This is a genomic window from Hydrogenophaga sp. ZJX-1 (assembly GCF_048590325.1).
Classification (GTDB): domain Bacteria; phylum Pseudomonadota; class Gammaproteobacteria; order Burkholderiales; family Burkholderiaceae_C; genus Hydrogenophaga.
Window position 1 is genome coordinate 214739 of record NZ_JBMBRA010000001.1, and the last position, 15007, is coordinate 229745.

The 15007-nt window shown below is 61.9% G+C and carries 14 protein-coding genes; all 14 read right to left on the reverse strand.

Annotated features, from left to right (window positions below; all coding sequences use genetic code 11):
• Entirely contained in the window at positions 1-1386 is a 1386-nt protein-coding gene (locus ACN5W5_RS01095; protein WP_420046763.1) for a phenylacetate--CoA ligase family protein, read from the reverse strand.
• A gap of 37 nt (positions 1387-1423) precedes the next feature.
• A complete protein-coding gene (locus ACN5W5_RS01100) occupies positions 1424-2173 on the reverse strand; it encodes an ABC transporter ATP-binding protein (RefSeq protein ID WP_420046764.1) in 750 nt (249 codons plus the stop codon).
• A 4-nt stretch (positions 2174-2177) separates the two neighbouring features.
• Complete coding sequence (locus ACN5W5_RS01105) at positions 2178-2981, reverse strand: ABC transporter permease (RefSeq protein ID WP_177138640.1); 804 nt, start codon at positions 2979-2981, stop codon at positions 2178-2180.
• Between the two features lie 31 nt (positions 2982-3012).
• Positions 3013-4461: a mannose-1-phosphate guanylyltransferase/mannose-6-phosphate isomerase gene (locus ACN5W5_RS01110; RefSeq protein ID WP_420046765.1), complete on the reverse strand. Its 1449-nt coding sequence runs from the start codon at positions 4459-4461 to the stop codon at positions 3013-3015.
• Positions 4462-4470: 9 nt separating this feature from the next.
• Complete coding sequence (locus ACN5W5_RS01115; RefSeq protein WP_420046766.1) at positions 4471-5598, reverse strand: glycosyltransferase; 1128 nt, start codon at positions 5596-5598, stop codon at positions 4471-4473.
• 66 nt (positions 5599-5664) lie between these two features.
• Entirely contained in the window at positions 5665-6210 is a 546-nt protein-coding gene (gene rfbC, locus ACN5W5_RS01120) for a dTDP-4-dehydrorhamnose 3,5-epimerase (RefSeq protein WP_420046767.1), read from the reverse strand.
• A 3-nt stretch (positions 6211-6213) separates the two neighbouring features.
• Positions 6214-7104 (reverse strand): glucose-1-phosphate thymidylyltransferase RfbA, encoded by an 891-nt coding sequence (gene rfbA / locus ACN5W5_RS01125; protein ID WP_420046768.1) that lies wholly within the window; start codon positions 7102-7104, stop codon positions 6214-6216.
• The gene (gene rfbD, locus ACN5W5_RS01130) at positions 7101-7988 is read right to left on the reverse strand and encodes a dTDP-4-dehydrorhamnose reductase (RefSeq protein ID WP_420046769.1); all 888 of its coding nucleotides are present in this window, start codon (positions 7986-7988) and stop codon (positions 7101-7103) included. Before rfbD ends, rfbA begins: the two co-directional genes overlap by 4 nt.
• Positions 7985-9049, reverse strand: coding sequence for a dTDP-glucose 4,6-dehydratase (gene rfbB, locus ACN5W5_RS01135; RefSeq protein WP_420046770.1), 1065 nt, complete (start codon positions 9047-9049; stop codon positions 7985-7987). The genes rfbD and rfbB overlap by 4 nt, the downstream gene beginning before the upstream one ends.
• A 56-nt stretch (positions 9050-9105) precedes the next feature.
• The gene (locus ACN5W5_RS01140; protein ID WP_420046771.1) at positions 9106-9678 is read right to left on the reverse strand and encodes a hypothetical protein; all 573 of its coding nucleotides are present in this window, start codon (positions 9676-9678) and stop codon (positions 9106-9108) included.
• An 83-nt stretch (positions 9679-9761) separates the two neighbouring features.
• Positions 9762-11297 (reverse strand): ArnT family glycosyltransferase, encoded by a 1536-nt coding sequence (locus tag ACN5W5_RS01145; protein WP_420046772.1) that lies wholly within the window; start codon positions 11295-11297, stop codon positions 9762-9764.
• A gap of 87 nt (positions 11298-11384) precedes the next feature.
• A complete protein-coding gene (locus ACN5W5_RS01150) occupies positions 11385-12344 on the reverse strand; it encodes a lysylphosphatidylglycerol synthase domain-containing protein (RefSeq protein WP_420046773.1) in 960 nt (319 codons plus the stop codon).
• A gap of 41 nt (positions 12345-12385) precedes the next feature.
• On the reverse strand, positions 12386-13447 hold the full coding sequence (locus tag ACN5W5_RS01155) for a glycosyltransferase (protein ID WP_420046774.1): 1062 nt from the start codon (positions 13445-13447) through the stop codon (positions 12386-12388).
• A gap of 215 nt (positions 13448-13662) precedes the next feature.
• Positions 13663-14829: a nucleotide sugar dehydrogenase gene (locus ACN5W5_RS01160; RefSeq protein WP_420046775.1), complete on the reverse strand. Its 1167-nt coding sequence runs from the start codon at positions 14827-14829 to the stop codon at positions 13663-13665.
• Between the last annotated feature and the right edge of the window lie 178 nt (positions 14830-15007).

Sequence of the window (15007 nt, forward strand, 5' to 3'; positions counted from 1 at the left end):
TCAGGGGGTGACGACGTGGCGGAACTTGGCGTGCCGGCCGACGCGGACCAGGTCACCGTGTTGCACAAATTCGACCCGGAAGGCGCTGGGCCAGAAGGCCTCGACCCGACTGGCGATGTGCGCTTCATTGCCATGGTTGTCCACCACCACGCGCAGCGTGGGGGGCGACGAGCGCAGGTCGATCTGGAATTCCTGGATGCCGCCCACGCGGTGGTCCAGCACGTCCTGGATGTGGTGCGTGGCGTGCGGTGTGCCGTTGATCGGCACGATGTCGTGCAGGCGGCCCACCACGTCGGTGAGAAACAGGCCGTTCGCCCGTTGTTCGACGCGACCCAGGTCGCCGCTGCGGTAGCGCAGCAGCGGCATCAGGCGGTTGCGGAACGAGGTGAACACCAGCTCCTGGTGGCCGTCGGGCGCGTTGTCGGTGGCGAGCGATTCGCTCCAGCCTTCGGAGTCGAGCAGCTGCATGCCCTGGCCCCGGCCTCCGTCGAGGTCGTAGGCCATCACGCCGAGTTCGGCCAGGCCGTAGCGGTTGACCACCCGGCACTGCAACACCTCGGCGATCTTCTTGCGCTGGTAGTCTTCCATCAGTTCGCCGCTGGATTCAAAAACGGCAAAGGCCTTGTCCTTGCCTTGCGTCTTCTCGATGTGGCAGGCCAGCGCATAGATGGTCGACGGGTGCCCGTGCACCAGGTAGGGCCGGCGCCGCTGCAGCGTGGCCCAGATCTCATCCAGACCCGCGGCGTCCAGCGCGCCGAAAAAGATGTTGCTGCGGTTCATCGCAAAACACTTGAAGTCTTCGCGCGATGGCCAGCGCGGCACCGGGTCGCCGGGGAAGCGGCAGGCGAAATGCAGCTCGGACTGGCGTTGCGACTTGCCCGCCATCTTGCGGCAATACAGCACCACGGCCGCGGCGTGATCGGCGGCGATCTGGTCGTATTCGATGACGCAGGAGAGGCCGGTCGAGCCGCCGGTCTTGCAGGTGAAGTGGGGTGCCGCGGCCAGCGGGCGGGACAGCAGGCGATCGCCTTGTTCGCGGATGATGTCCTTGGTGAGAAGGGGCATGTCCTGCAGGTAGCCGATGTCCGTGCGCAGCCGTTCGGGGTCAAAGCCGATGCCGCCCAGCGTGTCCTTGTAGTAGGGCACGGCCTGCATTGCGAAAGCCACGGTGTCCGCGAGCTGGTGCCGGGCCAGGCGCAGGCGCTCGGCGAAGGGCTTGCGGTAGTGGCGGTGCAGCTCGGCCAGCTTGCCGCGCACCTGGCGCTGTTCCATGCGCTCGGCCACCGGGTAGGCCAGGTAGGCGCTGGTCAGGCCCTTCAGGGTGCGAACGGGCTGGCGGCCGGAGAGCCATTCCAGGTAGGGAAAGATGGGGTGGTCGGCGTTCATGGCAGGCGATTGATCGGAGGAACCGGTCCGGCCGGCTTCAAGCCAGCGCGGACGCCGGGCTGCTGGCCTGGCCCAGCACCTCGCTGGCCACGATCTTGCCGTGCTCCAGCTGCAGCTTCTTGTTGCAGACGTTGTCGATCAGCTCGGGGTTGTGCGAAGCGATCACGAGGATGGAGGCGTTGTCAACCAGGGACTTGAGGCGCTTGGCGGCCTTTTCCCGGAAGTCGGCATCGCCGACGCTGAGCCATTCGTCCATGAGCAGGATGTCGGCCTGGATGCTGGTCGAGATCGCGAACGTCAGGCGCAGCATCATGCCGCTCGAATAGGTGCGCACCGGCAGGTTGAGGTATTCGCCGAGTTCGGTGAAGTCGGCGATTTCATCGATCTTGCTGCGGATCATGCTCGGTTTGAAGCCGTTCATGATGCCGCGCAGGTAGATGTTTTCAAACCCGGTGGCGTCCGGGTCCACGCCGGTGGAGACGTCGAGCAGGGACGCTGTCTTGCCCTTGATCTTGAGCTGGCCGCGCGTGGGTGAATAGATGCCCGAGAGCACGCGCAGCAGCGTGGTCTTGCCCGAGCCGTTGTGGCCCACCAGGCCGACGCGGTCGCCGTCCTTGAACTCGAAGTCGAGGGCGTCGAGGGCGCAAACCACGGGGTGGTTGCCGGCGTCGTTGCCAATGGTGCCCCCGGTGGTCAGGTGCAGCACCTTTTTCTTCAACGAGCGGTGCGAGTTTTCAAAAATCGGGAACTCCACGGTCAGCTGCCGGGCGGAAATGCTTGTGCTCATGGGATTACAGCCAGTAAGTCAGACGGTGGCGCGCGCGCTGCATCAGGTATTGGGCGGCGACAAAGCCCACGATCAGGAAACCGATCGACCACACCCAGGATTGCAGGTGGATCGGGGTGCCCAGCACCGGTGCCCGGACGATTTCGATCAGGTGGTACAGGGGGTTGAAGTGGGCGATCCAGGCGCGATCCTGCAACAGCTCGGGCGACCACATGATGGGCGTGAAGAAGAAGGCGACCTGGAGGAAGTTGGTGACGATCGGCAGGATGTCGCGGTAGCGCACGCACAGGATGCCGAGCAGAACCCCCATCCAGACACCGTGCAGCAAGAGGATCAGCAGGCCGGGAATGATCAGCAGGAACGTGATGCCGGGCCAGTGGCCGATGGCCAGCAGGAAGAGGATCACCACCGGCAGGCTGTGCAGCAGGATGCAGAAATTGCGCCAGACGATGCGGCAGACATGGATGCTCAGCGGCATGCGGATCTGCTTGATCAGAAAGGCCGAGTTGATCATCGAGTTCGCGCCCTCGGTGATGACGGTCGAGACGTACTGCCAGATCACCAGGCCCACGCCCAGGTAGGGCAGGTAAGTGACGATGTCCTGCTTGAGCAGGGTGGAGTACAGCACGCCGAGCACACCGATCATGATGAAGGTGCTCAGGGTGAACCAGAACGGACCGAGCACCGAACGCCGGTAACGCTGGCGGATGTCGTGCCAGCCCAGGGCCGACCACACGTGCGCGTTGCGCAGCCCGACCCAGATGTCGCTGCGCCCGTCGTGTTCGTACCAGGCGTCGTCGTGGCCCATGTCCAGGGGTGGGGACTGGCTCAAGGCCGTATCAGTTTGTTCTGCCATAAATGTCTTCAAATCGCACGATGTCGTCTTCACCCAGGTAGGAGCCGCTCTGGACCTCGATCATCACGAGCGGATCCGGGCCGGGGTTGTGCAGACGGTGCTTGTGCTCGGCGGGAATGTAGGTGGATTCGTTGCTGGCCAGACGGAACACATTTTCGCCGTTGGTGACCTCGGCCACGCCGCTGACCACGATCCAGTGTTCGTTGCGGTGGTGGTGCATCTGCAGGCTCAGGCTCGCGCCCGGCAGCACTTCGATGCGCTTGAGCTTGTAGCGGGCCCCTTCGCCCAGCACGGTGTACGTGCCCCACGGCCGCGCCACCGTCTGGTGCAGCTGGTACGCCGGGTGCTGTTTCTGCTTCAGCAGGCTGACCACCTGGCGCACATCCTGCACGCTGTCGGCATCCGACACCAGCAAGGCATCGGGCGTGTCGACGATGATCAGGTTGCGGGTGCCCACGGTGGCGACCAGGCGCTGGTCGGCGTGGATGTAGGTGTTCTGGCTGTCGATGAAGATGCTGTCCTCGTTCGACCGGTTGTTGTCGGCGTCGCCCGGTGTCAGGTCGCGAACGGCCGTCCACGACCCGATGTCCGACCAGCCGATGTCGGCCGGGATCACGGCCACCTGGCCCGACTTTTCCATCAGGGCGTGGTCGATGGAAATGGACGGCACCTGGGCATACAGCGCGTCCGGAATCTCCAGCCCCTGCCCATCGGCCCCTGTCTGGCCACGCATGGCCGCGTAACACGCCTGGCAGGCGGACAGGACCTCTGGCGCGTGCAAGCCCATTTCATGAAGGAAGGTGCTGACCTCGAAACAGAACATGCCGGCGTTCCAAAGGTACTCGCCCGATTGCACGTACGCCGTGGCCGTCGCCAGATCGGGTTTTTCGACAAAGCGGCTCACGGTGTACCCCGGGGACAGCGCCTCACCGGTCTGGATGTAGCCGAAGCCGGTTTCCGGACGGCTGGGCTGGATGCCGAAGGTGACGAGCCGTTTCCGGGTGGCCAGCACGGCGGCCTGTTGCACGGCCTCGGCAAACGCCTCCACCCGGCCCACCAGGTGGTCGGACGGCAGCACCAGCAGCAGCGATGGGCCACCCAGGTGTTCGGCGGCGTGCAGCGCCGCCATCGTGATCGCCGCGGCCGTGTTGCGGCCATTTTTCTCCAGCAGGAACACACATTCACTCGTGTCTGAAACCGACTGTTTGAGGGTGTCACGGCTGGAAAAAAAGTAGTCCCGGTTGGTCACGGTGATGGAGCGATCGGCACCACTTGTCTGTTGCGCCCGCAGATAGGTCTTCTGCAGCAGGCTTTGGCCGTCGGGCATCAGCATGAACGGTTTGGGGTGCGCCTCACGCGACACCGGCCACAGGCGTGTGCCTGTGCCACCGGAAAGGATCACGGGAATGATGGGCTGAAGTCCAGGGGGCATGGCGTGGGTTCAGTGTGGGGTGACGGACTGGTACAGCGCCGCGTACGACCGGGCCATGATGGCGCCCGTGAAGTGCTGCTCGTAGCGCTGGCGTGCCCGGTGGCCCATGGCCTGGGCCTCGACTTCATCCGAGATGAGGCGGTTCATCGCCGCCGCCAGGGATTCGGGGTCCTCGGGGGGGACGACAAAACCGGTGTCCAGATGCTGGTTGATGAAACTGGTGCCGGTGCCGATGTCGCAACTGATCTGCGGTTTGCTGTGCATGGCGGCTTCGAGCAACACCATGCCGTAGGCCTCGGACCGCAGGTGAGAGGGCAGTGCCAGAGCCGTGCAACGGCCGAGCAACTCGTGCTTCTCGGCTTCGCTGACCTGACCGGCAAAGACCACGTTGTCGAGTCCCAGGCGGGCGACCTGCTGGCGCAGATTCTGGTCTTCCGGCCCACTGCCCGCCAGCACAATGGTGCCGCGGGTATGCTTCGCTGCTTCGACCAGGACATGCAGGCCCTTGTAATAGCGCAGCACCCCCAGCGACAGGATAAAGGGCTGATCCGTCAACCCGAGCCGGGCCACGATGGAGTCGGCGCCGTCGACTGCGGCCAGTGGCAACGCATCGTTCATCCCCAGCGGGATCACCTTCAGTTGCTCTGCGCGCACCAGCTGCTGCAGCACCGGGCTGGTCTGTGCATAGGCCGGCGAGGTGGCGACGACGGCATCCATGCTGCCGAGCGTGTGCCGCATCAGCGGGTAGTACAGACGACCCAATACCCGCTGCTTGACGATGTCGGAGTGGTAGGTCATGACCTTGGGTTTGCGCGCTGCCGGCATCAGGTTGAGCAGATCGGCAAACGGCCAGGGAAAATGGAAATGCAGCACATCGGCCCACTGGGCGAGCTGGTCGAAGTGGCGAAAGGCTTCGGGTCCACCCAGATCGCAGGAGGCGGGGGCCCAATACGATCGCGAGCGGTGCACCATGCCTTCGGCACGGGACAAGCTGGCCGGGAGCGGGGAGGGTGACAGCGTGAACACCGCTGACTCGATGCCGAGTGGTTGGCAACCGGCACAGATTTGCTGAATCGCTTGCTGCAACCCGCCCGGTGGATCGGGGTAGTACGTGCGATAGACATGCAGAACTTTCATGGTCTTCGGTATCGCACTGGACTCAAAACGGGATGCAGTTCGATAGCGCTTGCCCTTGTGGTGGAATCAGTCGAACAGGTCGGCGTTCTTCAGCAGGGCCCCGGCCTGGTCCTTGCCGGACAGCAAGGGCGCGGCATCGGTCGGCCACTGGATGCCGATGTCCGGATCGTTCCAGACAATGCTGCGCTCGTGGGCCGGCGCGTAGTAGTTGGTGGTCTTGTACAGAAATTCTGCGGACTCGCTCAGCACCAGAAAACCGTGGGCAAAACCTTCCGGTATCCAGAGCTGGTGTTTGTTTTCGCCGCTGAGATGGGCCCCCACCCATTGACCGCAGGTCGGTGAGGAGCGGCGGATGTCCACCGCCACGTCAAAGACCTCGCCTTGAACAACGCGGACCAGCTTGCCCTGGGCCTGCTGGATCTGGTAGTGCAGGCCGCGCAGCACGTGGCGCGCGGACTTGGAGTGGTTGTCCTGCACGAAATCGACCTTGCGGCCGACAGCTTCTTCAAAGCGCATCTGGTTGAAGCTCTCGAAGAAGAACCCACGATCGTCCCCGAAGACTTTGGGTTCAAACAGGATCACGTCCGGAATGGCTAGCGGTGTGGCTTTCATGGCTTATCGCACGTCTTCTCGCAGGATCTGTTGAAGGTACTGTCCGTAGCCGTTCTTTGACAGGGGCTTGATCAGGGCTTCCATCTGCCCGGCATCGATCCAGCGGTGCCGGTAGGCGATTTCTTCGGGGCAGGCGACCTTGAGGCCCTGGCGCTTTTCCAGCGTGGCGATGAACTGCCCCGCTTCGAGCAGGCTGTCGTGGGTGCCGGTGTCCAGCCAGGCGTACCCCCGGCCCATCACCTCCACCTGCAGCTTGTTGGCTTCCAGGTACAGGCGGTTGAGATCGGTGATTTCCAGCTCGCCGCGGGGGGACGGTTTGAGGTCCTTGGCCAGGCGGGCCACATCGTTGTCGTAGAAATACAGGCCGGTGACCGCGTAGTTGCTTTTGGGATGCTTCGGCTTTTCTTCCAGGCTCAGCACCTTGCCCGACGGGTCGAATTCGGCCACGCCATAGCGCTCCGGGTCGTTCACGTGGTAGGCGAACACCGTGGCGCCTTCGGTACGCTGTCCGGCGTTGTGGAGCAAGGCGGCGAAATCGTGGCCGTAGAAGATGTTGTCGCCAAGCACCAGCGACGACGGGCTGTCACCAATGAATTTTTCACCAATCACGAAGGCCTGGGCGAGGCCGTCCGGGCTGGGCTGGACCGCATATTCCAGGTTCAGGCCCCACTGGCTGCCGTTGCCCAGCAGTTCCTGGAAGCGGGGTGTGTCGTGCGGCGTTGAAATCACCAGGATGTCACGGATACCCGCGAGCATCAGGGTGCTCAAGGGGTAATAGACCATCGGCTTGTCATAGACCGGCATGAGTTGCTTGCTCACGGCCTGTGTGACCGGGTAGAGGCGCGTGCCGGACCCGCCGGCCAGGATGATGCCTTTGCGTTGAGAGGTGCTCATAAGATCTGTTGCAGTATGTGGTTCAAGCCTTGCTCCCAGTGGGGCAATTCCAGGGCGAAGCTGCGTTTGAACCTGGACGAATCCAGCCGGGAGTCCCGTGGACGTTTGGCCAGTGTGGGGTAGGCGTCGGTGGTGATGGGCATCACCCGGTCCGGGCTCGTCCGCAGTTCATAACCCTTGATTGTCGCCTGTTCCAGAACGTACCGGGCATACGCGTGCCAGGAGGTCTCGCCAGAGGCCGTCACGTGGTAGAGCCCGAAGGGAAAAGCGGCGTGGTCGGACTGCTGGAGCTGGCGCACCAGATGGGCCGTGAGATCGGCCAGCAGGGCGGCCGACGTGGGGGCGCCGATCTGGTCGGACACCACGCGCAGCTCGCTGCGCTCTTGGGCGAGCCGCAACATGGTCTTGGCGAAGTTCTGTCCATGCGCCCCGAACACCCAGCTGGTGCGCAGGATGAGGTGCTTCGGACAGGCCTGCCTCAGCGCGATTTCCCCCAGAAGCTTGCTGCGACCGTAGACCGACTGAGGGTGGGGGGCATCGTCCTCCACATAGGGCGCCCCTTTCACACCGTCGAACACGTAGTCGGTCGAGAAGTGGATCACCGGTGCGCCCAGTCGATGCGCTTCTTCGCCGAGCAAGCCGGGCGCCACGGCATTCACGGCCATGGCTTTGTCCGCATGGGACTCGGCCAGATCCACCGCCGTGAACGCCGCAGGGTTGACCACCACCTGCGGCCGGACCCGGCGCACCAGTTCGCGCACGGCTTCACCGTCTTCGAGGTCGCAGTCGCTGGAGTCGACCGCAAACACCCGACCCAGCGGCGCCAGCGCCCGCTGCAGTTCAAAGCCCAGCTGACCATTCTTGCCGGTCAGGAGAATGTTCATGCAGCGGCACCATATTGCGTGCCGATCCAGTTGCGGTAGGCACCACTTTGCACATGGGCCACCCACTCGGGGTTGTCGAGGTACCACTGCACCGTCTTGCGGATGCCGCTTTCAAAGGTCTCGACCGGCTTCCAGCCCAGTTCCGCGTGGATCTTCCGGGCGTCGATGGCGTAACGGCGATCGTGACCCGGGCGGTCTTTCACGTAGGTGATCTGTTCGTTGTAGGGCTTGCCATCGGCCCGTGGGCGGAACTCGTCGAGCAGGGCGCAGACCTTTTGCACGATCTCGATGTTGGCCATTTCGTTCCAGCCACCGACGTTGTAGGTTTCGCCGGGCCTGCCCGCTTCCAGCACGCGGCGGATGGCGCTGCAATGGTCCTTCACGAAGAGCCAGTCGCGCACCTGCTGTCCATCGCCATAGATCGGCAGGGGCTTGCCCTGCAGGGCATTGACGATCACCAGCGGAATGAGTTTTTCGGGGAAGTGGTACGGGCCGTAGTTGTTGGAGCAGTTGGTGGTCAGGACCGGGATGCCGTAAGTGTGGTGGTAGGCACGCACCAGGTGGTCAGACGATGCCTTGGAGGCCGAGTACGGGCTGTTCGGCGCGAAAGGGGTGGTCTCGGTGAACGGCGCATCATCGGGGCCCAGGGTGCCATAGACCTCGTCGGTGGACACGTGCAGGAAACGGAAGGCGGCCTTGTCGGCGTCGCCCAGCGCTGTCCAGTGGGCACGCACCGACTCCAGCAGGTTGAATGTCCCGACCACGTTGGTCTGGATGAACTCGCCGGGGCCATGAATCGACCGGTCCACGTGGCTCTCGGCTGCAAAATTCACCACGGCGCGGGGAGCATGGTCTTTCAGCAGTTGGTCAACCAGTGCCCGGTCGCCAATATCGCCTTGCACGAATACATGCCGTGCGTCGCCCTGCAGGGTCTTGAGGTTTTCGGGGTTGCCGGCGTAGGTCAGCTTGTCCAGATTGACAACGGCCTCGCCACTCTGGGCCAGCCAGTCGATCACAAAGTTCGATCCGATGAAGCCAGCGGCCCCTGTTACCAAAATCATGGGTATGTCCTTGAAGGTGAGTCTCTGGAGTGGAGGTGGAAGCGCGCACAGGTGCTTCAGGATTGTTTTCTTGAGAAAGATTGCACGAACACGATCACCAGCACCAGGCTGACGATCAGGTTGATGACCGCGAAGGACATCCACTGGCGCCTGGAAATGGGTTGCATGACTTCGAGTGAGAAGGGCAGGGACAGGTTGGATGCGACGCCGTCAATCTCGGCGGGAAATCCCTTCTTGTAGGGTGTCATGACAACCCAGGCTTTGGCGGGTGACTCGGCCAGAATCTGGATGGACACCTGCTGGTCCCTCAACTGGCCCAGCGTGGTGTCGTCAAAGCAGATGCGGCCGAAGTCATTTTTGATCACGGCGGTGCTCAGCACTTTGACAACGTTCAGTCGGTCGCCAACCAGGGACAGCTTGAAGGGTACGTGCTCGATGGGCGGGGGGGGAGGGCCATTGTCCAGGAACAGGGACAGGCAGATCGGGCGATCCAGAAAATCGTCACGGAAATTGATGTGACTCATGTCCATTTTCTGGCTCACCAGGAATTGCCCGTCGAAAGGGCCCACCGGCGTGATGGCTGTGATTTCCCGCTGGTCCAGGACCTGTGTGTTGCCGAAGTACTGCACCTTGTCTTTGCTGAGCGTCCAGGTCAATGCAGAAAAGCCGGCAAACAGCGCGGCAGTGAGCAGCAAGGTGTTGATAAGTTTGCTCATATCCGCACGAATTGGAAGAAGGGCAGCACGTAGGTGGCGTAGGCGTTGGCATAGGCCCAGCCCATCCCCAGGCAGATCACGAACAGGAGTTGCGCTTGGTACCGGAAGGTTTTGGTGGCGAGCATGAACGAAGCCAGCAACAGGGGGACAAAGGGCAGGAGGTAGCGCCCCTGGATGCCGTGGGGTGCACCCGTCAATAAAACGGCCTGATAGCCTTTGTAGAACAGCAGTGCCACGAACAGTGTCAGCAGCAGGGGACCATAGGCGGTCAGGCGTTGCTGAGGTTGCTCGCTCGTGAACACGCTGGCGATGCCCAGGAAGCCCGCAAACGCCAGCAGAAAGCTGGCGCCAAAAGGCAGTGCGGTTGCATTCCATGAATCGTTGTGGCTGTTCATCAGCGCCCATGTCACGCCAGCGGTGCCCGCGGCGAACAGCAGGACAAAGATCAGCTTGCGAAGAGACCCGTTGCCCAGCAGGGATGAAAGCCATGCCTGGAAGCTGGTCCAGCCCTTGGTCTCTGGACGAACAGCCGTCGCGCGCCAGGCGTTCCGCGTGATGCCCACCAGCAGCGCCAGCACGCAGACCAGGGCCAGCGCCGTGAACACCCAGTAGGAGGGCCCTTCCACCCGAAACATCTTGGCGCCGTGGCACAGGCGTTGTACCTGTTCTGCGGTCTGAGGCGTCTGGCAATAGCCTGAAAACCCCATCAAGGCGTAGAAGTGGTACATCAGCCATTCAAAAAACGGCTGCTGACGAAAATAATCCAGCAAGGAGTAGTCAAAAACCTGCTGTTTCAGGTGCGACCCATAGACGAAAAAGGGATCGCCAAAGTGGTAGATGTTTCGACGCATCCACCACAGGGCGGTGCTGACGGACAGCAGCGACACGGCGAGCGCGTGTCCGATCCACAGCAGACCCCGTTTGCGCATCTCGAACAGCAGAATGCCCACGTAGGCCGCGATCAGAATCCACGCCGTCATTTTGGTTGCCCCGGCGCAGGCCAGCCAGAACGCGCAGGCATAGGCGTGGCGGATGTGACCATCCACGACATACTTCACCAGGTAGAGCGTCGCCAGGGCGGCCATCAAGGTCAGAAACAGGTCGTTGGAAATGCCCGAGGCGAGGTGGGTCACCATCGGGATGAAACCGATCAGTGAGGCACCGGCCAGCGCCGGACCTTCTGCGATGCCCAGAAACGTCAGCATCCTGAACAGGACGAACACCAGCAAGCCGAGCGACAGCGCCGTTACCATCCGCGGTGCACGCGAGAGGATCTGCTTGTCTTCGGTGAACTTGTGAACGATCGCGTAAGGTATGGCTGCGACACCGTAGTACAGCGGGGGGTGCTGGACGATGTAGTTCTTCCGGTGGCGATCCGGTGCGCCTTCGATGTCGCGCCAAAGGTTTGGCGGTATCTCCGCCTGGTTCAGCAGGGGGAACGGCCGCCCCTTGGTCATGTCCACCACATAGGCGTAGTGCCCGGATTCGTCTGGCAGATCGCCAGGAGGCGTGACAAAAATGGCCAGGAACACGGCCAGACTCGCAAACAGGGATGCCACCAGGTACGCAGGCCAGGATCGATTGTTCATGGTGGGCTTGTGGGTGACAAGGAGCTGGTTTCAGCGGTGGTTTTGCACGGGTGGCGGCGACATTTTCAGGCTCGCCATGCCCAGCAGGAAGGCCAGCCCGTCACCCAGGATGGATGTGACGCGCATTGTCACTGAAATGCCCAGGGTGGCGCCGGCACCAATGACCGGGGTGAACAGCAGCAGCATCATGGCCTCGCGCACGCCCATGCCACCCGGTGATCCTGGCACCACGTAGCCGATGATCCAGGCCACGCTGAACAGCAGGGCAAACAGGAAGAAGTTGCCCCCGTGGGCCTGAAATACCGCCGTGGCCTGCAGTTTGAGCACGGCGCCCAGCACGAACAGGTTGAACAGGATGATCCCGCCCACCACCAGGCTGGTCACCACCCTGGGGGGCTTGACCAGGGAACCGCCACCGAGCTTCAGGCTCAGGCGTGGAAACAACCGGTTCATCACCATGATGCCCACCGTGGGCGCGGCCACCGACACCAGCAGCAGTGCGACGAGCATCTCGGTTGTTGCGAAGCTGTCTTCCAGCACCGATTCGAACCCGCCGATGCCCATCGCCAGTGCCAGCAGTGTCAGCGCCGCGCCCACGATGATGTTCCAGATGGTTTCGATCGAGGTGGTGGCCACCGTCACCCCCATGGGGATGCCTTGTTCCTTGCCCAGCACCGCCCGGCCGGCGAAATGGCCCACGTTGCCAGGCAGGTACTTGCCGATCTGCGAAACAGCCACCATTTGCCAGACGTGCAGCAGCGAGACATGCACATCCTGATCCCTGAGCAAAAGGCGCCAGTTGAGGGCGATGGTGAGGGTGTTCAACGCCGTGACCAGGATCGACAGCACCAGCGCCAGGACGATCGTGAAGGACCAGTCTATCGGCGGAATGTCGGCCAGATGCCGGTTGAGTTGCAGGCCGAAATAGACCACCGCGACGGACACCAGCCCATACGAGACGATCTTGAAGAGGATTTTTTTGAGATTCATGCGGTTGCCAGACCGACCCAGTGACGTCTCTGGGTGCGGGCTCAGGCCTTTTTGCTCACGACTTCGTTCAGGATGGCTTCCAGTCCTTCACCCAGTTTCTGGATGGTGCCGTGTTCGAGAAAGCGCCGATGGCCGTTTTCTGCGATCTTCTGACGCAGGCCTTCGTCGCGCTGGAGCTCGAGGATGGCATCGGCGATCGCGCGGGGACTGGCGGCATCCACCAGGTACACGCTCTCCCTGTGCGTCAGCAGTTCCTGGACCGGTGCGTTGCGGCGTGTGATCAGCGGTTTGGCCATGCCGATGGCTTCGTTGACCTTGTTGGTCAGCACCAGTTCGGCACGCATGTTGTCGCCAAAGATGCCCAGACACACATCGGCCTCTGCCATGTGGGTCGCCAGTCCGGCGTAGGGAACCGGGTCCAGGATCTTCACGTTCTGGACGTTCAGTTCCTTGAGCAGGGCCATGTCTTGCTCGAAGGTCAGGCCACGGCCGATGATCTGGAAGGCGACGTTCTCGGCTTCCAGCAGTTTGGCGGCCTGGAAGATGTGTTTGACGCCATGGAACGGGATGTACTCGCCGTGGAAATGCACCAGGAATGCCTCGTGCTTCTGCTGGCGTTCCCGGGGGTAGATGACGGTGTTGTCCACGGCCAGAAACAGGCGGCGCAGCTTGCTGGTGCTGGAGCGAGCGTATTCGCCGAAGTGGGCGATCACGTGGTTGCTGTCCAGGATGGACACGTTGGCGGCCTTGTACGACAACCAGTCGGACAGGGCGTAGAGCTTGGCTTTCAGCGAACCGGGTTTGGCTTTTTCCCGGTCAAACACCATGGTGTCGTAGGTCGTGATGTACATGTCGAACACGATCGGCTTCCAGGTCAGCAGCCGAATGACCGGGGTCAGCAACTGGCCGTAAAACCCGGTCAGCACCACATCGCAGGACGGCGCCTTCAGCAGGGCCGAGAGGACCAGTCCGGGGTAGTGTTTGAACGATTTGTCCGGGGGCAGGCATTTGACCACCTCATGTCCCCGCATTTCCAGCGCACGGATGACGATTCGCGTGCGGGAGTAGCTTTCTTCCCGGCCGGCGACATACAGAATTTTCATGATGGGAGATCAGTTCGGGATGCCGGCGCTGGTCAACGGCCACGCCTCGGCGGCTGGGGCGATGGAATTCTAAAGGTGGGGTGTTTGCCCGTGCAGATTGAACCGGCTCGCGCGGTGAAGACCGCCAAAAGTGTTCAAACGGGCCCCGGAAACGTCACCCGCAATGATACCTTGTCACGCCAATGCCAAAAGAATGGTCACTCGGGTTCGCAGGCTCAGTCTTTGCCGAACAGATCGCGGGTGTAGACCTTGTCTTTTACATCGGTCAAGGCTTCGGATTGGCGATTGGCCACAATCACGTCCGACATCTGCTTGAAAGCGTCCAGATCGCGGATCACGCGCGACTGGAAGAAGTTGTCTTCATTGAACATGGGTTCGTAAATGACAACCTCGATGCCCTTGGCTTTGATGCGTTTCATGATGCCCTGGATGCTGGATGCACGGAAATTGTCCGAACCGCTCTTCATGATCAGGCGGTAGATGCCCACCACCTTGGGGCGCCGACGGATGATGTCGTCGGCGATGAAGTCCTTGCGTGTGCTGTTGGACGCCACGATGGCCTGGATCAGGTTCTGCGGCACTTCCTGGTAGTTGGCGAGCAACTGCTTGGTGTCCTTGGGCAGACAGTAACCGCCATAGCCGAACGAGGGGTTGTTGTAGTGGGCGCCGATGCGCGAGTCCAGGCACACACCGTCGATGATCTGCCGGCTGTCCAGACCGTGGGTCGCCGCATAGGTGTCGAGTTCGTTGAAGTACGACACGCGCATGGCCAGGTAGGTGTTGGCGAACAGCTTGACGGCCTCGGCCTCGGTCGGGTCCGTGAACAGCAGGGGCATGTCTTTCTTGATGGCCCCTTGCTGGAGCAGGCCGGCGAATGTGCGGGCACGCTCGCTCTGTTCGCCCACCACGATGCGGGTGGGGTAGAGGTTGTCGTGCAAGGCGCGGCCTTCGCGCAGGAACTCGGGAGAAAAGATCAGGTTGTCGGTCTGGAACTTCTCGCGTGCCTTGACGGTATAGCCCACAGGGATGGTGGACTTGATCACCATCACGGCCTTCGGGTTGATCGCCTTGACGTCCTGAATAACCGATTCGACCGATCGGGTGTCGAAGTAGTTGGTCACGGGATCGTAGTCGGTGGGCGTCGCGATGATGACAAATTCGGCGCCTTCATAGGCCTCGTGCTTGTCAGTGGTGGCCCGAAGGTTCAACGGTTTTGTCTTGAGGTATTCCTCGATCTCTGCGTCGATGATGGGAGACTGCTTGCGGTTGAGCATCGCCACCTTGTCGGCCACGATGTCCAGTGCGACCACTTCGTTGTGCTGGGCCAGCAAAACGGCATTGGAAAGGCCGACATAGCCGGTACCCACGATGGCGATTTTCATGATTTGTCTTGAAGGTCAATGTTGGTTGGGTGCACTGGCATGGGTTTTTGCTGCAAATGCGGGGAACACTCCCTGCATCTGCAATGCTGGCGTTGAGCAAAGTTGCCCATGAGAGGTGTTGATTTTTGCGCAGCGTTCTACAGAAACGTTGAAGGGCGCTCAGGCGCCCTTCAATAGG